Here is a 23,760-nt window from a genome sequence, read left to right on the forward strand (position 1 = left end):
CCCGAGCCGTCGTAGCTCAGTTGGTAGAGCACCTCGCTGTTAACGAGGTGGTCCCAGGTTCGAGTCCTGGCGACGGCGTCGTTTCCTCCCGAACTCGCCTCCCCCAGCGGTCGCTCCGTCGTGCGGTCGGTCGACGGCAACGACAACGCTAAAGAGGTGCCCCCGGGAAGGTGAGGACGAATCGGGCCCTTAGCTCAGTCTGGTTAGAGCGCTCGGCTCATAACCGAGTGGTCGATGGTTCGAATCCGTCAGGGCCCATCGATAAACCCGCGAGCGACAGCGAGCGGTGTTTCGGGTACGTTCTGACGGGTCGAACCAGGGAGCGAGCGGTAGCGAGCGACCGGGGTTCGAATCCGTCAGGGCCCATAGAAACGACGGAGGTCCCTCGAGAATCTCTATCGACCTTTCTGTGGACTTCACTCGAAACTCGTGAGACAGTCCTCTGCAGCGTTCGGTTATAACTGAATCTCCTATCTTTGTCGTTTTCTCGTTATTCTGGCCCCGTAACAGCGGGATCTACGATCAGTCTAGTCGATTGAGCCCGCCTTGCCGTTCTTGCTGCATGATACCGCCGGCGAACAGTCGGAGCTTGTCGACGAGTTCCGACCCAGTCTCGTACGTTTCGACCCGAAGATCCCACCTCACTTTCGCTGACCGAATCATCGCGCTCGTGACGTCGTCCTCGTGAGCGAAGAGCAACCGATCGCCGTGCGTCTCCGAGAGCGCTTCGAGGATGCTCCCAGCCTCCTCTCCCACGCCGAAGTTGTGCCCAAGGAACGGCAGTACGAACGCGGTCGCGTTACTGCATTTCGTGTAGTCGATGCTCTGTGTCGCCGCGTCCACGTCGTCGGTGTCCACGTCGACGTCGAGAGCCAGAAACGCATTTATCCCGGGGTCGACACGGAGTTCTCCTTGCACCCGTCTCAGGAGTGCCTGCGCCGCGTCGATCTCGTCTTTGCTTTGGAAAAGTCGGCGTAACGGTCCCGGGAGATCTTCGACGTCGATCTCGCGTTGTTTCTCCTCGCTGAGAACGTACTCGAGGTTGAACGATTTGTACGGCCCCATTAGGTAGAAGAGAAACCGGTCGTACTTCACGCGTCCTAGCCGCTCGACGATCAGGTCGCGCGTGACCTCCACGGCCACGAGTGGCCCTGCTCACGAGGGATGTTTAAAACAGGGTATTTTTGAGAATGTTCGGCTTGAGAACCCCTAAGAGTCTCTCACCAGTATGTCGCGTAAGATGGCGACGAACGACGCTCAGCGGTCCAGTGGTAGCATCCCGGATGATCCGGAAAACCTGCTCCCGGAGGAGAGCGTCCTCAGTCTCGACGAGTACCTCGCGATGCACGCTGCCGTCGGACACCGGACGAGATACGAGATTCTGTACCGACTCGTCCACAGCGGAGACATGAGCCCCAAAGAACTGGAAGAATCGATGGACGTCGACGACAGCACCCTTCATTACCACCTCAACAAGCTCGTCGACGTCGGGCTTGTCGAGAAGCACCAGCGGACCGAGCGAGGCCAAGACGGACTGTACACGTACTACCGGGCCACGGTCTTCGGCGAGGTGACGCTCACGGAGGGCGTCGACGAGTTGATCCGCGGCGAACAGGAGTTCGAGAGCCTGTACGACAGCTCCGACGAAGAGTAACCACGGAGTGTTACAGAAGTTCAAGCGCAAAGCCTCGCCCTTCAGAGCGGGGATACGCGCGACAACAGGACTACAACCGCAATCCACAGGTCGCCCGGCGTCGTACCCTACTTCAAGCCAATCGCGTAAACTCTCAATCGGAAGACACGGGGTCTCTTCCCGCTGATACGGACGGTTCCACGCCCACCACCGGCAAACCCGGTGGGGAGTACGTGGCTGAGACTCGTTCGCCGTCCTCACACTACCCCTACCCGTCACTGGAGACGGTCGGCAACGACCGCGCAAACGAGGGGGCGACAGCACACCAAAACACGCCCCATTCGCGGTTGCACTCCGCCCTCGTCGGCGGAGTACGGTCGATGGCACGACCCGTGTCCGCCCACTGTCCAAAGGTGGGCGGTTGCCCGGTATTCGGACGCCTCGGTTCAGGCGGTATCGGGTACGGCACAAGTGGATACCGCGTCCACCTCGGACGCACGAATACGCCATACCCTCGTTTCGGGGGCCGACGTGTAGCGCACGAACCCGGTACTCATCCGCCGTGGATGGGGAAGTTGCCTTCGGGGGCTTGGGAACGGCCCGACGCCCCACGGAGGAACCCTCGCGCTTCAGCGCGGGGAGGATGTCAATGAGACGGCTCTATCGAAACCCTGTCCGTCAAAAGTCCGTAATCCAGAGTGCGACAGGATATCGTGAAGAAAGAACTGTCCGCACAACCCCGAGAACACGCAAATTGACGAATCCCGTTCCTCGTTGGTTGAGCAAATGTACTGTCTCACGATATCACGGTCTTGCTTCGAAGACCAGACTGGTCGGCGTCTCGGCCGCGCGGCGGAAGCGTGTGAATCCGCTCTCTGTGACAACGTCACGAGTCTGCTTCTCACCTGCCTGTGCGCCAAGTCCGTAGCCGACGTCCTGGCTGAGCGAATTCGGCGTACAGGCTACCGTCGAGATCGAGTACGCCAGACGGCCAAACGGAGTGAGGTTGTCTTCGACCCGATCCTCGGCATAGGGCTCGACGATCATCCACGCACCGTCGGCGGCGAGAGTCTCCCGGATGTGGGCCGCGACGCCGACGGGATCACCCATATCGTGGAAGCAGTTGAACATCGTCACGAGGTCGTAGTCAGTTCCGTCGTACTCTGATGCGGTTGCCACCTCGAAATCGACGCGGTCGGCGATACCAGCGGCTTCCGCCCGCTCGCGCGCGACGTCGATCGAGTCCTCGTGGTAGTCGATGCCGACGACCGTCGAGTTGGGGTACGCTTCGGCCATGCGGATCGTCGGTGCGCCGTGACCACAACCTACGTCGGCGATCCGCCCGCCCGCTTGCAGCTTTTCATCGACCCCGTCGAGTGCCTCGACCCAGTCGAGCAGGAAGGCCCCGTAAGACGGTCCGAAGAAGCGTTCGGTGCCGTGAAACACGTCCTCGTCGTGTTCGTGCCAGCCGATGCCCTCGCCCGTTCGAAATGCTTCGCGGAGTTCGGGTTCGATCTGGGCCGCCGACGCCACCAGCTGGAACGCGCCCGGCATGAACACCGGACTCTCCTCGTTGGCCAAGACGTACGCCTGTTCGGGGGAGAGCTCGTAGCTGTCGGTCTCGGGGTTGTAGGTGATGTACCCACCGGCAGCCTGTGAGCGCAGCCATTCGCGGACGTAGCGTTCTGCGGTATCCGTTTCCTGAGCCAACTCGGCGGACGTGAGCGCCCCGGCTTCGTCTAATGCCGCGTAGAGGCCGAGTTCGTCGCCGATGATGGCCAGCGCGGCGTGGACCGTCGCCCCGAGGTCGGTGAGCGATGTCTCCACGAGTTCGTTCAGTTTCTGTTCATCGATGGGGTCTGCTCGGGTTTCTGTTGTCATAATCTCGCGTCCGTTGTCACCTGCGGAAGGGGAACGAGCAAAGCACATACGCGACTCATTTCCGCGAAGATGCGATCCGTCTCCGCGGAGAGAGCGAGTCTGTCAACGTCGGGGTTTTTCGACATTCCTCCCACCCCTTCGTTCAGAGACGACCTCGGTTTCGAGCGGGACAGCATTCGTGATGTTGTCCATCAACGGGGAGGTCGTTTCGACTCGGTCCCGTAGCTCGGCGAGTTCCTCCTCCGACGCGTCCGCGTCTATGTACGCGGTGCAGGTCACCGTGTTGTACCCGGCGCGGACGTCCTCGGAGATGCCGAGGAACCCCCGGAGATCAACCTCGCCTTCGAGTTCGAACCGGAGGCGACTGAGTTCGATACCCATGGCGGCAGCGTTTGCCGCGTAGCCGACGCTCAGACACGATCCGAGGGCGGCGAGCAGAAGCTCGACCGCGTTGGGTGCCGTTCGCTTGCCGAGGATCTGCTCTGGTTCGTCACCTTCGACGTGGAACTCCCTGGTGTGGATTCGTTCACCGGCTTGGTCGAAATCGTCGATCGCGGTCACACACTGCAGACCGTCGGTCCATTCCGTTTCTGCGCGGAACCTGAATCGACCGGTCTCTGGGTCTTCCGTGATTGCTTCGACCGCGTGGCCGAGTTGCTCTACATTTACTCCGTGGGTGCTGGTCATGATGTGTTCCGACTCCACTAGGTGACACGACTGTGAGGACGATGTAGGCACCTAGTGATATGCGGGCAGCCACTGACCATCTTGCAGCCGATGAACGGGACCACCGGCTCCAAGTAGTGGACTTTCGGCTCATCGGAGGGGTGATTTCACGAGGAGCGTTTCGATAGGCCGACTGCATTTTTGGGTCGCTTCGTGGAGATAATCATCAGCACCGAGAGACAGCGGTGTGACAATCGGATAGCCTACAGAGCGAACCTTCACACCTCGTTGACGGAGCGGGACCGTCACTGTTTGACAGGAGTCTATTCACTCTACAGTCGGTTCGGGTGTAAGTGGTCGGGCCTCACGTCGGTAGGACTCGTACATCGATTCCGTCCATTCACGTGCCTCCGGGGCGTCGGTATCGAGTAACACCTGTACCGTCCCGCTGTCAGCGTTGTAGCCGCTGATTGCGATTCGGTCGTCGAAGAGACTGAGCCCGTAAGCGGGCAAGTCCTCGTGTAATCGGACCGTGAGGTTGCCGCTCTCCAGTGCCTCGGAACAGTGCTCTTTGTACGTTGCAAGGATGTATTTCGCGACGCTTGGCGGGTCGATAATCTCCGTGTACATGCCGTCGAGGACTTGCCGACGAAACTCGTCCTTACACGGCTCAAGCAGGGCGACGCCGTACCCAACGAACCGAAACCGGTCTGTCTGTCGGAGCAGCGACACGAATCGGTTCACCGGACCGTAGGGATCGTCGGCCCTGGCGTCAGTCACGACCGCCTTCGACGCCATCTCGACGGTGAAACCGCTCGCTTCGGTTGGGAGCCACTGCCAGACGTCCCGGACAGCCTGCTCGGTTTCGAGTCGTTCGATCAACTCTTGGATTCCTGCCGCGACGAAGGCACCTAGCTGTGTGGCCTCGAACTGGTGTCCGTCCTTGCTGATCCACTGGCGGTCTTCGAATTCGCGCAACGTGCGCCCGATCGTAGAAGTCGAAGCCGCAGTCATCGTCTGAAGGTCGGCCCGGCTCTGGGGCCGCCGGACCAAGGCGGCGAGCACGGTAACGCGGTGGTCCGACCGCGCGAGGAACTCGATGTCGTCGAGCGGCGTATCCGTGGTTCGAGGTAGCATGGTGAAAGTACACATAGGTGGTCTATAGCTTTTCGGACCACCAGTAGAGGCCCCGACGATGATCTACCTGCGGATGGAGTCCGACGAGTCGGAACAGGCGGACTCCTACGCGGGTTCGGGCGTACGCAGTGCCAGGATAACGCCGAGGAGGGCGACTCCGCCGCCAACAAAGAACGCCGGGTCGTACCCGACGCGGTCGATGATGGCGCCGGCAGCGATGGGTGCAGCAAACGCGCCGAGCAGACCGACGCTCGTCAGCAGCGAGATGGCCGTCGTCCGCACCGCCGGCGGGACGAGTTCGGTGATGTACGAAAAGAGGAGTCCCGTGACGAGTTGAATCGCGAAGCCGACGACGAGTACCGCCGCGATGACGAGTTCGAGTTGCGAAACGAACACGAACGCGACGACGGCCGGTGCGGCGACGGCGAACGACGACACCACGACGGGACGACGTTTACCGCCGAAAACGCGTTCGGAGACCACGCCGCTGCTCGACCGTCCGACTGCTCCGATCGCCGGGAACAACGCGGTCAGCAGCCCACCCGTCGCCAGCGAGATGCCGAACCCGTCGACGAGATAGCTCGGTAACCACGTGTTGACGAAGAGATACAGCGAATAGGCGAAAAAGCAGAGCACGCAGACGATCCAGACCGCCCGACTGGTGAACAACTCACGCAGTGCCGTCCGGTCCGGCGTCGCCGTCTCGATGCCGGGAACGTTGCGACGGGTCGCGAGCAAGAACAGCGTGACGCCGACGACGCCGATGACGGCGTACAGCGGGAGGATCGCGGGCCACCCGACGGCGCGTGCGACGAGCGGACTGCCGAACTGCCCGAGCGCGAACCCGACCGGTGCGCTCGCGGTGAACACGCCGACGGCGGTTGCCCGATATCTCGGTGCGACGGCGCTGCCGACGACGTTCGCGCCCGCGTTCCAGAAGATGACGTACGCGATACCGCCGAGGACACGCGAGACGAGCAGCCAGAGGTACGCGCCGGAGGTGGCCGCATACCAGCCCCACACGCCCGCGGTGACGAGCGCGACGGTCCCGAAGAGGATCACCCGACGGACCGAAAAGCGGTCGAGAACGATACCGGTGGGGACGCTGGTGACGACCGCGGTTGCGTACATGATGCTGACGAGCCAGCCCGCCGTACTCGCCGTGAGTCCGAGCGAGTCCTGAATCAGCGGCAGTACGCTCGCCGGCGCGATTTCGTAGGCCGCGGCCGCCGTCGAGAGCACGAACAATCCGATGAATAGAGCGAGCGTCTCGCGTCGAGAACTGCCTGCGTTGGGGTGGTCGCTCACGGTCTCTGTACTCGATTTCGGAAGCACTCTCAAACCGGTTGCTATCTCGTTCTACCGACAGAAACTCGAAGACCCGGTGGTGGAGTCCACCAGGCGAGGATCGTACTGTTCCGAGAAAAGCCGGTTTACAGAGTGAATCCCGGGAGCGATTCGTCGCGAAGTCGACCTGAGCTACCCGAGGATGTACTCGAGGGCGGGGTAGCGCTCGAGGAGCGTCTGCCCGCCGAGATCGTAGGTCTCGAGGTATCGGTCCAGACCGAGGATGCGACCCGCGCCGAACGCGGCGACGGCGAGGAACACGAGCATGTACGCGAAGTCGCCGTTGATGAGGCCGTGGGTGATGTCCCAGTTCCCGAAGTAGAACATGAGCATCATGAGCGCGCCGAAGAACGCCGCGAGGCGGACGAACGCGCCGACCAGGAGGCCGAGGCCGATGAACAGTTCGCCCCACGGGACGGCGACGTTCGCGAACTCGACGAACCACGGGGTCGAACCCATCCAGGCGAACAGCCCGGCTAACGGGTTGCCGTTCGTGGCCGCGACGTTGGCGAGGTAGCCGCCCGCGCTGAACGGGTCGGCGGCGACGATCTTCGTGAAACCGGAGTAGGCGAACGCGTAGCCCATCATGAGCCGGAGCGACAGGACGAACCACGCCGACAGGCTGTGGGCGCGACCGCCGACGGTGTACCCGCCGACGGTGCTCTCGAAGGTGTTGCGAGTCTCGGGGGAGATGGCAGATGAAGTCATGATGATGGCGGAAGAAAACTTCCTACTTTCACGAACGCTTCGTAACCTAATAAAGTAGTATGGATATACTATACCATGGCCACACGTAACTTATGAGTGGGTACAAGGGGTGGGATGGGAGCTGAAGACCCAATCGGAGGCAGTGCGACCAGAGGGGTAGAGCGTGGCGACGACTTCTGTGTGACCGGTACTCCGGAACTCACCGCTACTGGTGAAATGCACTTTGAGGGGGTCGTCATCGCTTCGAGAGCCTGCCGTCGAGTGGAAGAAAAGGGTTGATACTGAACATATCAGAGATGATGCATGGAAAAAGAGACCTCAAATCGGCGTACACCCCCGTGTTCCCCGGAGTGTGGCTCGCTATGTGGGGTGTAGCGGGTGTTTGGACGAGGATTCGGTGACAGACGATGCTCGACCGGAAACGAAAGTATTCCGAAGAGGAATTCGGTCGTTTCAGCGGCTGTCTTAGTTGTATTCGAGGGCTGGTGAATGAGGTGGGAGTCGCGTTGGAGGCAGATGGATGATCCGTACATTCGGATTCGGGCGATACACCCCTGTTTTGAGGGGGTGTACCGGGGTTTCAGACTTCGGAGAAACGCTGGTTTACCGTGTCGACGTCGATTCGCCCTCCTCCTACAGATTCAAATAACGGAAGTAGACCCCGTCTATCGGGTTGTCTCTGCCGTTTCGGATACATCTCGACGCCAGTCGGCGTCCGTCTCTCTGGGGTTGCGGTCCTAGTCGTTCTACACTCTTTGCACGCCCCTTTCTTCCGGGGACGGCTGTAGATGTACTCTCCCGTAGACCGTATTCAGGGCGCTCGTAGCGGTGAAACGCTCGTAGAGAGGGGTGTACGCCGAGGTAGATGTCGAAAACTAACAGCTTTCGTTACTGACTACCTCCGTAAGAGCGCGGACGCTATCGACGACACTATCGGTCGAAGGCACGTTCCCTTTTGACCCCAATCGCAGTTCGTCGATTGGTTAGACTGCAGTCGAACGCGATAGAGAGCAAACGGAGTTCCCGCCATCCCGAACACCGACCGGTCGGCACCGGCGACCGATTTCGGAACGCGAACTCCGCGGACAAGAACGACGTGCGCGGCCAACTCGCTTTCGCCCGCGTTTCGGACGCACGCTACTCCTCGGATGTCTCGTACTCGACACCCGCCTCGCTCACCCGCACCATTCCCCCCTCGTACTCGAATCCGAGTGAGATGCTGACCTCCGGATTCGAGAGGACGGCCTCGACGGCCTCGGTGTTCATCACCTCGGCGATGGGACGCAGGGCCGTCGGTTCGCAGCCCTTCGCCTCGGCGACGGTCGAGACGATCTCGTACATGATGTTCTCGATGGAAGTTCGCGGACTGGGCGTGGTTGTCGGGTGTGTGTCGGGCATCGGAGGGGTTCGGCGGGGCGGTTACGCCGGGGACGCGCCCTCGGGGTTAACCTATGCGGGCTAGAGTGATAGGCGGGGGAAAGCACTTTGGGCTAACCGAGCGGTGTTTCGGGAGGACAACGTGACCGGGGTCGACCCGGCGATTATCGGCCGCTCGCCCGGGCGACCACCTCGCCGGAGTCACCGGATACTTCAGCACGCGCCCGATACGGACGGCAATGCCACCGGACCACGGCGGTTTCGAACGCGTCCGCGACAACGTCGACGGCCACCCGATGGTGAGCCTCCTCGCGTACGCTCGCACGTACTGGGTCCGGCTGACGCTCGGCGTCCTCGCCGCATTTCTCACGCGGTTCGCACGACTCGTCCCGCCCATCGTCGTCGCGGCGGCCATCGACCGGGCCATCCGACAGTCGGGGGAGGCGGGGGTACTCACCGACTTGGGCGTCCTCCCGGCGGCGCAGATAACCACGCAGGCGGCGCGGCTCGCCCTCCTCGAACGACTCGTCGCCATCGCCGTCCTCGCGTACCTCGTCCGGTCGGTGGCGCGGTTCGTCTCTCGGTATCTCCTGCAGGCGACGGCGCAGAAGGTCCAGCGTGACCTCCGAAACGACACCTACGACCACATCCAGCATCTCTCGATGTCGTTCTTCGCCGACCACCAGACCGGCGGCCTGATGTCCATTCTCAACAGCGACATCAACCGACTGGAGCAGTTCCTCAACACGGAGTTCCGCCAGCTCATCCGCGTCGTCGCCACGGTGGGCGGCATCGCGGTCGTGCTGTGGACGTACTCGCCGAAGCTCGCTTTGGTCGCCTTGGCGCCCGTGCCGATAATCGGCGTGGCGAGCGGGCGCTTTCTCACGTGGATCGAACCGCGGTACAAGTCCATCCGCGAGACGGTCGCGCGGCTGAACACCCGGCTGGAGAACAACCTCGGCGGCGCGGCGGTCATCAAGGCGTTCGACCGCTACGACTTCGAGCGCCAGCGGGTGGCACGGCAGAGCGAGGCGTACCACGACGAGAAGGTCTCCGCGCTGCGAATCCGTCGGGGATTCTTCGCGGCGCTCCGACTGCTCACCGGCGTCGTCTTCGTCATCGTGCTGTTCGTCGGCGGCACCGACATCATCACCGGCGTGCCGGGCGAGAACGGCGCGCTGACGCTCGGCGGGTTCACGCTCTTTTTCCTCCTGCTCCGCCGTCTGTACTCGCCGATGCGCCGGGTCGGCAAGTCCGCGAACAAATACCAGCTCGCGATGTCCAGCGCCGAGCGGGTGTTCGGACTCCTCGGGCGCGACCCCGAGATAACGAGCCCGGAGTCGCCGCACCGCCCGGCGACGGTCGACGGCGACGTCGAGTTCGACTCGGTCACGTTTTCCTACGGCGACCGCGACCCCGTCCTCCGCGACGTCTCCTTGGACGTGCCCGCCGGCGACACCGTCGGCCTCGCGGGGCCGACGGGCGCGGGGAAGTCGACGCTCCTGAAACTCATCGCCCGGTTCCACGACGTCGACGGGAACGGCGCCGCCGACGGGGGCGTCCGCGTCGACGGCGTCGACGTTCGCGACTACGACCTCCAGACGCTCCGCGACGAGATAGGCATCGTCGAGCAGGACCCGTACCTGTTCTCCGGAACGGTGGCGGAGAACATCGCCTACGGCGACGCCGACGCGCTGGAAGCCGAGTGGTACGGCGAGGGCGACGCCGAGGCGACCCGCGAGCGCATCGTCGCGGCGGCGGAGGCGGCGGAGGCGGAGGCCTTCGTTCGCGAACTCCCCGAGGGGTACGACACGCGCGTCGGCGAGCGGGGAGTGAAGCTCTCGGGCGGGCAGCGTCAGCGCATCGCCATCGCCCGCGCCTTGCTCAACGACCCCGCCGTCATCATCTTCGACGAGGCCACCTCCGACGTCGACACCGAGACCGAAGAGCTCATCCAGGAGAGCCTGGACCGACTGGTCGAAGAGCGGACCGCGTTCGTCATCGCCCACCGCCTCTCGACCATCCGAGACGCCGACCAGGTGGTCGTGCTGGAGGAGGGCGAAATCACGGAGCGAGGCACCCACGACGAACTCGTCGCCGCCGACGGGGCGTACGCCGACCTCTGGGGCCGGCAGGCCGACACGGAGGCGCCGGGGGCGACGGCGGACGACTGACCGCGCGCGACTCCCTCCACGGCGTCCGCGTCGAAAGCACTGGGTCGGTTCGGGGTGCGTTATCCTCTGTGATGCGCTTCAGAAATAATTATTACATATTAGAAGTGAATGTTTAATATGTCTACATGGCTCGATCCGCGGGACGACGCCGCGTGGGGCGGCGTCGCGGACGAACCGGCCCGCCCGGATCCCGTCGCGCCGACGCTCGAACGGGCGCACGCGGTCACGCTCCCCTACCGCTTCTCGGAGACGCGGACGTACTACGAGACGCTCGCCGACCTCGAAATCGACGGGCGGGCGTACACCTCCGCCGAGGTGACTGTCGTTGGTGGCGTCACGCGCGACCGGACGCTCAAGCTGCACGTTCGGGGCTATCTCTGGCAGGAAGCCGGTCCGGCTCCGAACGCGTACCGGTTCCAATCGCAGGTCACCCGCGAGGCGTCCCCGACCGAGACGGTCCCGTTCGACACGTATCACACGTGGCACCGGAGCCAGCGCGGGACCGTCACGCACGACGGCGTCGTCGCCGACTTCGTCCCGGACGAGGGAACTGAAGCGACCGAGCGCGACCACCGGGCGTTCGGCGACCTGTTCGAACCCCTCCGCATGGCTCTCGCCGAACTCGAACTCGTTCGGAACCCGCAGTTCGCGTCGTACGTGCTGAGAGAGACCGACCGGTGGGAAGCGTACGGCGCCGTGTTCCGCTGGCACGCTAACGCGTTCAGCCGGCGCGAAGCGCTCTAATCCGGCGTTCCCCCGCCCACTCACTCCACGGCTTCGTACGGGACCACGGCGACGCGTTCGCCGGCCGAGAGCGCTTCCCGGGTGAGGACGACGCCGTCGGCCAGCGCGATTCGCGTGCTCGACGCGACGCGCCCCGGCGCGAACCGCTCCTCGTACAGCGAGAGCGACGAGGCGGCGTGTCCGAGGGGGGTCGCCGTCGGCGGGTCCGTCGACCCCCCTTCCCCGTCCAACGTCACCGGAATCGCGTACTCCACGCTCCCCGTCCCGTCTCCGTCACCCCCCGGCAGGGTCACCCGCGCGGCGGACGTCGCCCCGACCGTCGGCAGTCGGTCGCGTCCGACGAAGTACGGCCGGAGGACCAGCGTCGCCGCCGTATGGGCGGCGACGGGCTTGCCCGGCAGGGCGAAGACGGGCGTCTCTCCCACTACCGCCGCGGCGACCGGTCGGCCGGGTCTGAGCGCGACGCCGCGGAACGACATCTCGTGCGCCGCGAGGACCCCGACGACGTGGTCCGCGCGGCCGACGCTCGTGCCGCCCGTCGTCAGGACGGCGTCGTGCTCCGCCGCGGCGGCTTCTATCGCCTCGCGGACGGCCGTCTCCTCGTCGGGGACGGCGTCGAGAATCTCCGCGCGGTGGCCCCACCGACCGACGAGGCCGGCGAGCATCTCCGAGTCGCGGTCCGGTTGCCGCCCCTCGTGAATCTCCGTCCCGGTGGCGAGGATACCGACGGTCCGGGGTCGCTCGGCGGTCACGGCGTCGACGCCCACGTCTCGGAGGAGCGCGGCGTGTCGCGGTTCGAAGGTCGCACCCGCCGAGAGCAGTCGCTCGCCGGCGGCGGCCGTCGCGCCCGCCGGGTAGACGTTCGTCTCGGGCGCGAGTGACGCCCCCGACAGTCGACCGTCCTCGACCGTCGCGTCCTCGCGCATCAACACCGCGTCGGCTTCCGGGGGAAGCGGCGCGCCGGTGGCGATTTCGACGGCCTCGCCCCGCCGTATCGTCGGCGGGTCGTCCTCGGGGAACACCCTGCCCACGACGGTCAGCGGGTAGTCGTCGTCGGCCGCGAAGGCGAACCCGTCCATCGTCGCCCGGTCGTGCGAGGGCACGTCGCGCCCGGCGGCGACCGGTTCGGCGAGCGTTCGGCCGGCGGCCGCGGCGAGTTCGACTCGCTCCGTCGGCGCGTCGGCCCGCGCGGCGCGTAGTTCGAGCAGTCGTTCGACGGCGGCCGACCGCCGAATCGGTTCGGAGTCGTTCATCGCTCCCCGCGCGTCCGCCCGGACGCGACCCGTCCGGGAGGCCGTCGCTCGTTCGCGTCGCCGTCACGTCCCCGAGTTCGGGAGTCCATATGACCTTATATAATCATAAGGGCAAAGCATTATAAATACACGCTCGAACCGTTTTCGTGGACTATGATGACACGCGCCAAGAGGTGGCGGTATGGAGTTTAGCGGGACGTTCGAACTCGAGGGTTCGTCCGTCGAGGAGGTGTGGCTCGCTCTCTCGGATCCTGTCTTGGTCGAACAGTCGCTCCCCGGATGTCAGTTCTTGGTCGAAGTCGACGACCCGGACCCCGACTTCGACGCCCTGCGCGAGGAGACGGCCGACCGGGAGGTCGAACTGACCGGCGACCCGGAGGTCATCGCCGAACGGGCGTTCGAGGAGGAGAACCACTACGCCGCCCTCATGCAGATAAGCGTCGGACCGGTGAACCCGACGTTCGAGACGGTGGTCACCATCGACGACCGGGACTATCCGAAGATGTCCGCCGTCGGCGAGGGCTCCTCCAGTAACAGTTCCTTCGAGATGTCCTCCGGGATGACGCTCTCGGAGACGGACGGCGGCACCGCCGTCGACTGGGAGACGGAAGCCGACGTGTTCGGCAAGGTGGCGCAGATGGGTCAGCGCGTCGTCAACCCCGTGGCCAACCGCGTCGTCAAGCGGTTCTTCTCGTCGGTGGAGGATAAACTGGACGAACAGCGACTGTCCGACGCCGACGTCGAAGGCGACGGGGCGGAATCGGGCGGAACGGAGAGCGACCGCGGACTCGTCGACCGAGTGCTCGGTCGGTCGAACGACTCAGACTAGTCATGGCAGAACACGACATCACGCTGACGGTAAACGGGACAGAACACGAACTCGAAGTCGAGTCTCGGACGCTACTCGTCCACGCCCTGCGGGACGAACTGGGCTACACCGGGACGAACGTCGGGTGCGAGACCAGCACGTGCGGCGCGTGCACGGTCCACCTCGACGGCGACGCGGTCAAATCCTGCACGCTCTTGGCCGTCCAGGCCGACGGCGCGACGGTCGACACGGTGGAGGGCCTCGCGGACCACGGCGAGTTCCACCCCATCCAGACCGGCTTCCAGGAGGAGCACGGCCTCCAGTGCGGCTACTGCACGCCGGGGATGATGATGACCGCGACGGACCTCCTCGAAGAGAATCCCGACCCCTCCCGGGAGGAGATTCGGGAGGGCCTCGAAGGCAACCTCTGTCGCTGTACGGGCTATCAAAACATCGTCAACGCCGTCGAGAACGCCGCCGAGACGATGGGTTCTGGCGCCGTCGCCGACGGCGGTTCCGTCGAAGAACTGGCGGGTGGTGACGCGTGCGCCTCCGACCCGAACGCCGGCGCGGAGACGACCGACCGCTGCGAAGTGCGCTGGCCCGACGAGGGTGAGAGCGAATGAGCATCGAATCGCTCGACCCCGACGACGTCGACGCCGCGGACATTCTCGGCTCGGCCATCGAACGCCGGGAGGACCCGGCGCTCATCACCGGCGAGGCCGAGTACACCGACGACATCCAACTGCCGGAGATGCTCCACATGGCCATCCTCCGGAGCCAGCACGGCCACGCGGAGATCAGCGACGTCGACACCGGCGCCGCCGAGGAGATGGACGGCGTCGTCGCCGTCTACACGCACGACGACGTGGCGGACGAGGCGGTATCCCGCGACGGGTCGCTCCTCATCCCGACGGGGTGGCTCCTCGATAGCCTCCGGCAGGTCGACCACCCGGTACTCGCGAAAGACAAGGTGCGCTATCAGGGCGACGCCATCGCCGTCGTCGTCGCCGAGGACCGCTACGTCGCCCACGACGCGACGAACGCCATCGACGTGGACTACGAACGCCTCGACGCCTCGGCCGACCCGGACGCGGCGCTGGACGGGGAGGCGGGGCAACTGCACGACGACGCCGAGGGCAACGTCGCCTTCGACTGGGAGATAGGCGACGAGGAGCGAACCGAAGAAGCGTTCGACGACGCCGCCCACACCGTCTCGCTCGACCTGGAGAACCAACTCCTCATCGCCAACGCGATGGAACCCCGCGCCGCGGTGGCCGACTACCACCCCGGTACGGACGAACTGGACGTGTTCATGACCTCGCAGAACCCCCACCTGCACCGCCTGCTCATGTCGGGGGTCATCGGTCACCCCGAGCACAAACTGCGGGTGAAGGCGCCCGACGTGGGCGGCGGGTTCGGCTGTAAGATACACCACTACGCCGACGAGGCCCTCGTCGCCCTCGTCGCTCGGGACCTCGAACGGCCCGTCAAGTGGACGTCGACGCGGACGGAGGGGTACAAGACGGACGCCCCCGGTCGCGGCCACGTCACGACGGCGGAGTTGGCGATGGACGACGACGGCAACATCACGGGCCTGCGCGTGGACACGAAGGCAAACCTCGGCGCGTACCTCTCGACGTTCGCCCCCGCGGTCCCGACGTACCTGTACGGGACGCTCCTCTCCGGGCAGTACGACATCCCTGCCATCCACGCCTCGGTGACGGGCGCGTACACGAACGTCCCGCCGGTCGACGCCTACCGCGGCGCCGGCCGCCCCGAGGCGTCGTTCCTCGTGGAGCGACTCGCCTCGCTGGGGGCGCGGGAGGCGGGCATCGACCCGGCGGAGTTCCGGAAGAAAAACTTCGTCCCCGACAACGCCTTCCCCTACCAGACGCAGGTGGCCGTCGAGTACGACAGCGGCGAGTACGGCAAGCCGATGGAGAAGGCGCTGGAGACGGTCGATTACGACGCCTTCCGCGAGCGTCAGGAAGAAGCGCGCGAAGAGGGCCGCTACCTCGGTATCGGCTTCTCCTGTTACATCGAGGCGTGCGGTCTCGCGCCCTCGGAACTCGCCGGCCAACTCGGCGCGCAGGCGGGCCTCTGGGAGTCCAGCCTCGTCCGGTTCCATCCCTCCGGCACCGTCACCGCCTTCTGCGGGACGTCCGGACACGGGCAGGGCCACGGGACGACCTACGCCCAAATCGTCGCTAACGAACTCGGCATCCCGTACGAGGACGTGGAAGTCGTCGAGGGCGACACCGACGAGATACCGCAGGGGATGGGCACGTACGGCTCTCGCTCCGCCGCGGTCGGCGGTAGTGCCCTCGTGAAGAGTTCGCAGAAACTGGTCGAGAAGGCCCGCGAGATAGCCGCCCACCAACTGGAGGCCGACCCGGCCGACGTGGAGTTCGAAGGCGGCGAGTTCGGCGTCTCCGGGACGGACCGCTCTCTCGGCATCAAGGAGATAGCCCAGCAGTCCTACCTCGCACACGACATGCCCGACGACATGGAACCCGGACTGGAGGCCACCTCCTTTTACGACCCGGACAACTTCGTCTTCCCGTTCGGCACGCACGTCGCCGTCGTGGAGGTCGACCCCGAGTCCGGCGAGATAGAGTTCGAGAACTACGTCGCCGTCGACGACGTGGGCAACCAGATCAACCCGAAAATCGTCGAGGGACAGATCCACGGCGGCGTCGCGCAGGGCATCGGACAGGCGCTCTACGAGGGCGCCGTCTACGACGGCAACGCGCAACTGCTGACGGGGTCGATGCAGGATTACGCGGTGCCGAAGTCGCTGCACATCCCCGACATGGAGACCGAATCGACGGTCACTCCCTGCCCGCACAATCCGTTAGGCGTGAAGGGAGTCGGCGAGGCGGGCACCATCGCCGCGCCGCAGGCCGTCGTCAACGCGGTGACCGACGCCCTCGAACCGTTCGGCGTCGACACCGTCGAGATGCCGATGACCGCCGAACGAGTGTGGAACGCGGTCAACGAACAGGCGACGGCGGACGGCGGCGACGCCGCCGACGCGACGGACGCGGATACAGCGACAGATGCGGACGCGGATACGGGAGGTGAGAACTGATGTTCCCCGACGAGTTCGACTACCACGAGGCGGAGTCGGTGTCCGAGGCGGTCGACCTGCTCGAAGCGCACGCAATGGAGGAGACGGAACTGCTGGCGGGCGGGCACAGCCTGCTCCCGGCGATGAAGACGGGGCTGTCAAGCCCCGACGTGCTCATCGACATCAGCGGCGTCGACGAACTCCGCGGCGTCTCCGTCGACGGAGATACCCTCTCCGTCGGCGCGATGACGCGCTACAGCGAGGTGCTCGACGACGACGCTGCGCACGAACACGCGCCGGCGCTGACCGCCGCCATCGAGCAACTCGGGGACCGGCAGGTCCGCAACCGCGGCACCGTCGGCGGCAACCTCTCGCACGCCGACCCGGCGTCGGACCTGCCGGGGCCGGCGCTCGTCTCGGACGCGACGCTCGTCGTCCACGGCCCGGACGGCGAACGCTCCGTGCCCGCCGAGGAGTTCTTCTTCGGCATGTACGCGACGGACATCGGTCCGAGCGAACTGCTGGTGCGCGTGGAACTGCCGTCGGCGGACGGCGCCGTCGGGACGTACGCGAAGAAGCCGAGTCCGGCGTCGGGCTACCCGATGGTCGGCGTCTCGGCGCTCGTCGCGACGGACGGCGACGCCGTCTCCTCGGTTCGCGTCGCCGCCAACGGCGTGATGGACCACGGCGTCCGACTCGAACCGGTCGAGGACGCCCTGACGGGCGAAACGCTCGGCGACGACGCCATCGAGGCGGCCGCGAGCTACGCCGCGGACGACTTGGACGAGGCGATGATGATGGACGACCTGCAGGCCTCGGCGGCGTTCCGCGCCCAACTGCTGGAGGTGTACACGAAGCGGGCGCTTCAGGACGCGAGCGAACGCGTCTCGGCGTCCGCCGCGGCCGACTGAACGGACGGGCCGAACCGACGCGGGCGGGACGGGGACTCTCGCGTCCTTCCCGCGGCCGCCGCGGCGACCCGCCTCCCGCGAGAAGCGTCGCCGCGGACACGCGGTCCGGCGCCGGCGCGGAGCACAGGACGAGCGACGAAGCCACTATGACGCCACGACTATGACCACCGACGAACCGACGAGATGACGGACCGACCGACGACGGCGTTCGCCGACGTGACCGACGAGGAGATACGCGCGGCGTTCGAGGCGGAGGACTACGTCGCCGAGGACGACATCGTCACGACGGTGCTGTTGGCGCTCCGCCTCGGAAAACCCCTCTTAGTCGAGGGCGAACCCGGCGCGGGGAAGACGGAACTCGCCAAGGTGCTGGCCGCGCGCTTCGGCTCCGAACTCGTCAGACTCCAGTGCTACGAGGGGTTGACGGCCGAGCACGCCCTCTACGAGTGGAACTACGCGAAGCAGTTGCTCGCGGTTCAGGCCGGCGGCGCCGGTCCGGGCGGCGAGGGCGCCGACGCGACGGGCGCCGGCCTCGATACCGACGCGGGCGGCGGCGCGTCCGTCTTCACCGAGGAGTACCTGCTCGAACGCCCCCTGCTGCGGGCGCTCCGCTCCGACGCAGACCGCCCCCCGGTGCTCCTCGTCGACGAGATAGACCGCGCGGACGACGAGTTCGAGGCGCTCCTCTTGGAGGTGCTGTCGGACTTTCAGGTGTCGGTGCCGGAACTCGGCACCGTCGGGGCCGACCGTCCGCCCGTCGTCGTCGTCACCTCGAACCGCACCCGAGCGCTGAGCGACGCGCTCAAGCGGCGCTGTCTGTACCTGCACGTCGCGCCGCCGTCGTTCGAGAAGGAGACGGCCATCCTCGAGCGGAAGGTGCCCGAACTGGACGGACTGGTGGCGACCGAACTCGCGGCGATGGTCGCGCGACTCCGCGAGGAACCGCTCCGGAAGCCGCCGGGCGCGGCCGAGACCATCGACTGGGCGCGGGCCGTCGCCGCCCTCCGAGACGGGGCGAGCGACGCCGGCGCCGCCGGTGACGGTGCCGGTGCCGAGGCCGAAGACGCCGATATCGACGGCGACAGTGAACTGACGCCCGAGACGGTCCGAAACACGCTCGGCTGTCTGCTGAAGGAGGTCGAAGACGTCGAACGGGTGGACGACCGCCTGTTGGACGAACTGCTGGCGGCCGCCGAGCGAGCGAGGTCCGAAGCGTGACCCGACCCGACGGCGGTTCCGACGCGGGGACGCGACTCGAGGCGGCGGTAGCCGACCACCTCCGGGCCGAACTCGTCCGGTTCGTCAGGGCGCTCCGACGGGCGGGGGCCGCCGTCCCGGCGAACGCGGCGACGACGGCCGGTCGCTCGCTGGCGGCCGTCGGCTTCGGTGACCGCGACCGCATCCGCGCGGCGCTCCGAGCCGCCCTCCTCACCGACCGCGCGGACTTCGAGACGTTCGACCGCCTGTTCGAGGAGTTCTGGCGGCGGCTCGCCGCCGGCCCCGCCGACGGCTCCTCTCCGCTCGACGACGTTGAGGGAGCGCTCGCGCCGTTCGCCGACTCGGCCGACGAGACGGGAGACGCGGACGGAAGCGAGGCGGACGACGACGGCGACGAGGCGGGCGGCGACCCCGCCCGCTCGCTGACCGAGTCGTTCGCCGCGGCGGTCACCGACGAGAGCCCCGACGCCGACGAGGAGGAGGCGACGGCGGCGCGGTACAGCCCCACCGGCGCGGCCGAGTCTGTCGGCGGCGGCTTCCCCCTCGACTCCGCCGACTTCGACGACGCGTTCGCCTCGCTGACGCGCGCGTTAGCCGACGTGCGGGGGCGGCGCTTCGGACCCGGCGACGACGACCCGGACGTCCGCCGCGCGCTCAGAACGAGCGTCGCTACCGGCGGTGCCGTCCTCTCGGTGCCGCGACGGGAGCGACGCCGGACGGCCGTCAGAGCGCTCCTCTTAGTCGACGTGAGCCGGTCCGTGCTGGACGCCGTCGACCGGGGGTTCCTGCTCGACTTCCTGCGCCGCGCCCGCGAGGAGTGGCGCGACAGCCGAGTGTTCTTCTTCGACGAGGACGTACGCGAGGTGACCGACGCGGTGGACGCCCCCACCGCCTCGGCGGCGATGGACGCCCTCGACGCGGCGGAGGCGGCGTGGGGCGGCGGCACGCGCATCGGTCACTCGCTCTCGCGTCTGCGCGAGACGGCCCCCGAGTCCGTCGACCGTCACACGGTCGTCTTCGTCGTCAGCGACGGACTGGAGATGGGCGACGTGGCGGGCCTCGAACGCGAACTGTCGTGGCTGCGACGGCGCGCCGACCGGGTGCTGTGGCTGAATCCGCTGGCGACGGCGGCGGCGTACGAACCGACCGCTCGGGGGATGGCCGCCGCCCTCCCCTTCGTCGACGGCCTGTTCGCGTTCGCCGACGAACGCGACGTCCGCGAGATGGCGCGGCAACTGCGCCGGCAGGGGGCGGGCGGCCGCGTCGGCTACGAGTTCGACGCGAGGCGGGCGGAACCGGCGAAGGCGGAGCGGACGGAGACAGAGCGGACGGAGACGGACCGACGAACGACCGCGCGGCCGACGCGCGGAACGAGGACGAACGACCAATGAGCACGACCGACTGGAGCCTCCCCGAGACCGACGTTTTCGACCAGATACGCGCAGCGCTCGACGACGACGCGGACGCCGTCCTGGCGACCGTAATCGACGTGGAAGGGAGCGCCTACCGCAGACCGGGCGCGAAGATGATACTCAGACCGGACGGTAGCGGCGCGGGCAGCATCACCGCCGGCTGTCTGGAGGACGAGGTGCGCGCCCTCGCGGCGGAGGTGCTGGCCGACGGCGACCCGCGCGTGGAGACGTGGGACCTCACCGGCGAGGACGACGTGTGGGGCCTCGGCGTCGGCTGTAACGGCGTGATAACCGTCCTGTTGGAACCGCTTGGAGACAGCTACCGACCGGTCGTCGAGGCCCGGACGGACGGCGCACCCATCGGCGTCGCCACCGTCGTCGGCGACGAGAGCGGGGCGGACCGCGCGCTCGGGTCCCGCGCGTACTACGACGGGAACGACTTCTCCGCGGGGGCCGCCGACGGCGCCCTCTCGGACGCCCTTGCGGAACTCGAACCCGCGATGGCGACGCTGTACGAGAGCGGGAAGGCCGAGACGGTCGCCGTCGAGACGGACGGCGGGACCGTCGAGGTGTTCCTCGAAGGCGTCCGTCCGCCGCCGGAACTCGTCGTCTTCGGGTCCGGCCCGGACGTCGCGCCCGTCGTGGAGTTGGCGAAACTCGTCGACTTCCGCGTGACCGTCGCCTCCTTCCGCGGCGGGAAGGCGGGCGCCGAGCGGTTCCCCCGCGCCGACGAGGTGGTGTCGTCCTCGCCCGCAGACGTGAGCGACCTGCGCGAGTGGGACGGGGACACCTACGCCGTCGTGATGACGCACAACTTCCTCGACGATCGAATCGCGCTCGAAGAACTGCTGGAGACGCCCGTGCCGTACGTCGGCCTGATGGGCCCGCACGACCGCTTCGAGGAGATGCGCGAGGACATGGCCGACGACGGCCGGACGCTCACCGAGGACGAACGCGAGCGGATATACACCCCCATCGGGCTGAGTCTCGGCGGCGACTCGCCGTACCAAATCGGGTACAGCATCGTCGCCGAACTGCTGGCCGTCGCGAACGACCGGACGCCGAAGCATCTCAGCCGGCGCGCCGGTCCCATTCACGACCGGGTGGACGTGGATGCGAACGCGGACACGGACGCAAACGCGGACGCTGACGCGTCGACGGAGTGAGTCCCGTCCTCAGGGCTCGGCGGTGAACACCTTCGCCTCGCCGCCCTCGGTGAGGCCCATCTCGACGGACGTGTCGAGGTGGTTCTGACTGGAGTGACCTTCGAGCATCCCGTACAGGTGCGCGTACAGTTCCGGGCGGCAGTAGGCCACCTTGACGCCGGCGTCGTCGCCGCGGGCGTACACCTCGTCCACGAGGGCGTCGAACGACGTGCCCGCCGGGACGGTGAAGCGCACGGGCGCGCGGAGCGTTCGCACGAGTTCGAGCGTTCGGCGCGCCTTCTCGACGTTCTTCTCGGCGGCGCGTTCGACGGCGCTCACGTTCGCGTCCGTCGTCCCCAACTGCTCGGCCACCTCCTTCTGCGTGCGGCCCTTCTCCCGGAGTTCGAGCACCTCTCGCTGGCGGTCGGTCAGTATCGTCGCCTCGGTCGCCACCATGGAAACTCAAACAGAACCGTTTGAGATAGCCTTATTGGTCGAACGACTCTCTTTGAGTCCATGCCTGACGCTGACTCGTCGGTCCGCCGTCGCGCCGTCCTCGCGGGCGCGGCGACGGCGATGAGCGGCCTCGCCGGTTGTACTCGTGTCCTCGGTTACACCGGCGAGGGAACGAGCGGTGCCGGCGATGAGGACGCGGCGGCCGGCGGGGCGGGCGGCGGCGGGTCGGAAGCGGTGTCGATGCTCGCGGCCGGGAGTCTGAACAACGCCCTTGAGAACGGACTCAAGCCCGCCGTCGACGCGACGGTGGAGGTGGAAGCGCACGGCTCCGCCCGCGTCGCACGCCTCGTCGCCGACGGACAGAAGGACCCCGATATCGTCTCCGTCGCGGACGTGGCGCTGTTCGACTCGCCGCTCCGTCCCGACTGGTACACCGAGTTCGCCACGAACTCCGTCGTCGTCGCCTACAACGCCGACACCGAAGGGGGCCGACGCGTCGCTGACGCCGGCACCGAGGGCTGGTACCGGCCGCTTCTCGCCGGGGCGGTGTCGCTCGGCCGGACCGACCCGGACCTCGACCCCCTCGGCTACCGGACACTGTTCGCCCTCGAACTCGCCACCGACCACTACGGCACCGAGGAGAACCTCCGGGAGGCGATTCCCCGGACGGACCAGATATACCCGGAGACGCAACTCGTCAGCCAGTTCGAGACGGGGGCGATAGACGCCGCGTTCACGTACCGAAACATGGCCGTCGAACGCGGCTACGACTACGTCGAACTCCCGCCCGCGGTGGACCTGAGCGACCCCGCGCGCGCCGAGGCGTACGCGACGGCCGACTACGAACTGCCGACCGGCAAGGTGGTCGAAGGGGGACTCATCAGCTACGGGTCGACGCTCCGGCACCACTCGCCCGCGACCCGAGCGGTGTTCGACGCGCACGTCTCCGGCGACTACCTGACCGATTTCGGGTTCGTTATCCCCGACGAGTACCCGCGGTACACCGGAGATGTTCCCGACGCCGTCGCGGATTGACGCCGCCGGCCGGTTTGACTGGCTGTCAGCCACGCTCCTCCTCGGCGCGGTGCTGCTGTGTTACTATCTCGTCCCCCTGCTGTCGCTCCTGGTCAGCCAGTCGCCCGCGGCCGTCCTCGGCCGCCTGTCCAGCCCCGCCGTCGTCTCCGCGGCGACCACGTCGCTTCTCGCCTCGACAGCGAGCGCCGCAGTCGCCACCGTCTTCGGCCTTCCCCTCGCCTACTGGCTGGCGCGGGCCGACGGGCGTCCCGCGACGCTCGTCACCGCCGTGGTGGTTCTGCCGCTCGTCCTCCCGCCCGTCGTCAGCGGCATGGTGCTTCTCACCGTCGTCGGCCCCGGCACCTTCCTCGGTGACCTCGGCGAGTCGGTCGGCGTCCCCCTCACCCGCTCGCTCGCCGGCGTCGTGTTGGCCCAGACGTTCGTCGCCTCGCCGTTCGTCGTCGTCACCGCCAAGTCGGCGTTCGAGGGCGTCGACCGGAGCTTAGAGCACGCCTCGCGGTCGCTCGGGAAGAGCCGCCTCTCGACGGTCCGGCGCGTGACGCTCCCGCTCGCGTGGCCGGGCGTCGTCGCCGGCATCACCCTCGCGTTCGCCCGTTCGATGGGCGAGTTCGGCGCGACCATCATGCTCGCGTACTACCCGCGGACGATGCCGGTCCAGATATGGGTCTCCTTCTCGACGCTCGGACTGGAGAACGCCTTCCCCGTCGCCGTCGTCCTCCTCGGCGTCGCCGTCGCCACGCTCGTCGCGCTGAACGCCCTCGGCACGAATCCCTTGGAGTGAA

Annotated in this window: 21 protein-coding genes and 2 tRNA genes; 14 read left to right on the plus strand and 9 right to left on the minus strand. The window is 66.7% G+C overall.

All coding sequences use genetic code 11. The features are described from left to right. Positions 1-5: 5 nt before the first annotated feature. A tRNA-Asn gene (locus C474_RS12375) sits at positions 6-78 on the plus strand. Between the two features lie 105 nt (positions 79-183). Then, positions 184-258 (plus strand) — tRNA-Ile (locus tag C474_RS12380). Positions 259-522: 264 nt separating this feature from the next. On the opposite strand, the gene C474_RS12385 is transcribed toward C474_RS12380, so the two are convergent. After that, complete coding sequence (locus C474_RS12385) at positions 523-1,143, minus strand: DUF7509 family protein (protein WP_008387246.1); 621 nt, start codon at positions 1,141-1,143, stop codon at positions 523-525. Between the two features lie 97 nt (positions 1,144-1,240). Between C474_RS12385 and C474_RS12390 the strand changes: the two genes are divergently transcribed. Beyond that, positions 1,241-1,654 (plus strand): winged helix-turn-helix domain-containing protein, encoded by a 414-nt coding sequence (locus tag C474_RS12390; RefSeq protein WP_008387247.1) that lies wholly within the window; start codon positions 1,241-1,243, stop codon positions 1,652-1,654. A gap of 783 nt (positions 1,655-2,437) precedes the next feature. Here the strand turns inward: C474_RS12390 and C474_RS12395 are convergent. The 6 genes from C474_RS12395 to C474_RS12420 form a co-directional block, all read right to left on the minus strand. After that, entirely contained in the window at positions 2,438-3,514 is a 1,077-nt protein-coding gene (locus C474_RS12395) for a class I SAM-dependent methyltransferase (protein WP_008387248.1), read from the minus strand. A gap of 102 nt (positions 3,515-3,616) precedes the next feature. Then, the gene (locus C474_RS12400) at positions 3,617-4,201 is read right to left on the minus strand and encodes an OsmC family protein (RefSeq protein WP_049916962.1); all 585 of its coding nucleotides are present in this window, start codon (positions 4,199-4,201) and stop codon (positions 3,617-3,619) included. 306 nt (positions 4,202-4,507) lie between these two features. Continuing rightward, the gene (locus C474_RS12405) at positions 4,508-5,317 is read right to left on the minus strand and encodes a helix-turn-helix transcriptional regulator (protein WP_049916963.1); all 810 of its coding nucleotides are present in this window, start codon (positions 5,315-5,317) and stop codon (positions 4,508-4,510) included. A 105-nt stretch (positions 5,318-5,422) separates the two neighbouring features. Then, complete coding sequence (locus C474_RS12410; RefSeq protein WP_008387251.1) at positions 5,423-6,625, minus strand: MFS transporter; 1,203 nt, start codon at positions 6,623-6,625, stop codon at positions 5,423-5,425. Positions 6,626-6,796: 171 nt separating this feature from the next. After that, positions 6,797-7,372: a DoxX family protein gene (locus C474_RS12415; protein WP_008387252.1), complete on the minus strand. Its 576-nt coding sequence runs from the start codon at positions 7,370-7,372 to the stop codon at positions 6,797-6,799. Positions 7,373-8,509: 1,137 nt separating this feature from the next. After that, a complete protein-coding gene (locus C474_RS12420) occupies positions 8,510-8,713 on the minus strand; it encodes a HalOD1 output domain-containing protein (protein WP_008387253.1) in 204 nt (67 codons plus the stop codon). Between the two features lie 275 nt (positions 8,714-8,988). Here C474_RS12420 and C474_RS12425 point away from each other — a divergent pair, with 275 nt between their 5' ends. Both C474_RS12425 and C474_RS12430 read left to right on the plus strand, forming a co-directional pair. Further along, positions 8,989-10,923, plus strand: coding sequence for an ABC transporter ATP-binding protein (locus tag C474_RS12425; protein WP_008387255.1), 1,935 nt, complete (start codon positions 8,989-8,991; stop codon positions 10,921-10,923). A gap of 117 nt (positions 10,924-11,040) precedes the next feature. Then, positions 11,041-11,667, plus strand: a complete 627-nt coding sequence (locus C474_RS12430; RefSeq protein WP_008387257.1) for a hypothetical protein — start codon at positions 11,041-11,043, stop codon at positions 11,665-11,667. A gap of 20 nt (positions 11,668-11,687) precedes the next feature. Here the strand turns inward: C474_RS12430 and C474_RS12435 are convergent, their stop codons facing one another. Then, on the minus strand, positions 11,688-12,920 hold the full coding sequence (locus tag C474_RS12435; protein WP_008387259.1) for a molybdopterin molybdotransferase MoeA: 1,233 nt from the start codon (positions 12,918-12,920) through the stop codon (positions 11,688-11,690). A gap of 181 nt (positions 12,921-13,101) precedes the next feature. On the opposite strand from C474_RS12435, the gene C474_RS12440 reads away from it, so the two are divergent. From C474_RS12440 to C474_RS12470, 7 genes are all read left to right on the plus strand, one after another. Further along, positions 13,102-13,749, plus strand: coding sequence for a CoxG family protein (locus C474_RS12440; protein ID WP_008387261.1), 648 nt, complete (start codon positions 13,102-13,104; stop codon positions 13,747-13,749). A 2-nt stretch (positions 13,750-13,751) separates the two neighbouring features. Then, the gene (locus tag C474_RS12445) at positions 13,752-14,354 is read left to right on the plus strand and encodes a (2Fe-2S)-binding protein (protein ID WP_008387262.1); all 603 of its coding nucleotides are present in this window, start codon (positions 13,752-13,754) and stop codon (positions 14,352-14,354) included. Continuing rightward, on the plus strand, positions 14,351-16,822 hold the full coding sequence (locus C474_RS12450) for a xanthine dehydrogenase family protein molybdopterin-binding subunit (protein WP_008387264.1): 2,472 nt from the start codon (positions 14,351-14,353) through the stop codon (positions 16,820-16,822). The genes C474_RS12445 and C474_RS12450 overlap by 4 nt, the downstream gene beginning before the upstream one ends. Next, positions 16,822-17,712 (plus strand): FAD binding domain-containing protein, encoded by an 891-nt coding sequence (locus tag C474_RS12455; protein WP_008387266.1) that lies wholly within the window; start codon positions 16,822-16,824, stop codon positions 17,710-17,712. Before C474_RS12450 ends, C474_RS12455 begins: the two co-directional genes overlap by 1 nt. 183 nt (positions 17,713-17,895) lie before the next feature. Continuing rightward, the gene (locus C474_RS12460) at positions 17,896-18,930 is read left to right on the plus strand and encodes an AAA family ATPase (protein ID WP_008387268.1); all 1,035 of its coding nucleotides are present in this window, start codon (positions 17,896-17,898) and stop codon (positions 18,928-18,930) included. Then, complete coding sequence (locus C474_RS12465; protein ID WP_008387270.1) at positions 18,927-20,321, plus strand: VWA domain-containing protein; 1,395 nt, start codon at positions 18,927-18,929, stop codon at positions 20,319-20,321. Before C474_RS12460 ends, C474_RS12465 begins: the two co-directional genes overlap by 4 nt. Then, positions 20,318-21,508 (plus strand): XdhC family protein, encoded by a 1,191-nt coding sequence (locus tag C474_RS12470; protein ID WP_008387272.1) that lies wholly within the window; start codon positions 20,318-20,320, stop codon positions 21,506-21,508. Before C474_RS12465 ends, C474_RS12470 begins: the two co-directional genes overlap by 4 nt. Positions 21,509-21,517: 9 nt before the next feature. On the opposite strand, the gene C474_RS12475 is transcribed toward C474_RS12470, so the two are convergent. Then, complete coding sequence (locus tag C474_RS12475; protein WP_008387274.1) at positions 21,518-21,943, minus strand: Tfx family DNA-binding protein; 426 nt, start codon at positions 21,941-21,943, stop codon at positions 21,518-21,520. 60 nt (positions 21,944-22,003) lie between these two features. Here C474_RS12475 and C474_RS12480 point away from each other — a divergent pair, with 60 nt between their 5' ends. Next, positions 22,004-22,978 carry an extracellular solute-binding protein gene (locus tag C474_RS12480; RefSeq protein ID WP_008387275.1) on the plus strand — a complete coding sequence of 325 codons (975 nt, stop codon included), beginning with the start codon at positions 22,004-22,006 and terminating at the stop codon, positions 22,976-22,978. Beyond that, complete coding sequence (locus tag C474_RS12485) at positions 22,953-23,759, plus strand: ABC transporter permease (protein WP_008387278.1); 807 nt, start codon at positions 22,953-22,955, stop codon at positions 23,757-23,759. The genes C474_RS12480 and C474_RS12485 overlap by 26 nt, the downstream gene beginning before the upstream one ends. The last annotated feature ends 1 nt before the right edge of the window (position 23,760 follow it).

Origin of the sequence: Halogeometricum pallidum JCM 14848 (assembly GCF_000337095.1) — an archaeon.
GTDB lineage: Archaea > Halobacteriota > Halobacteria > Halobacteriales > Haloferacaceae > Halogeometricum > Halogeometricum pallidum.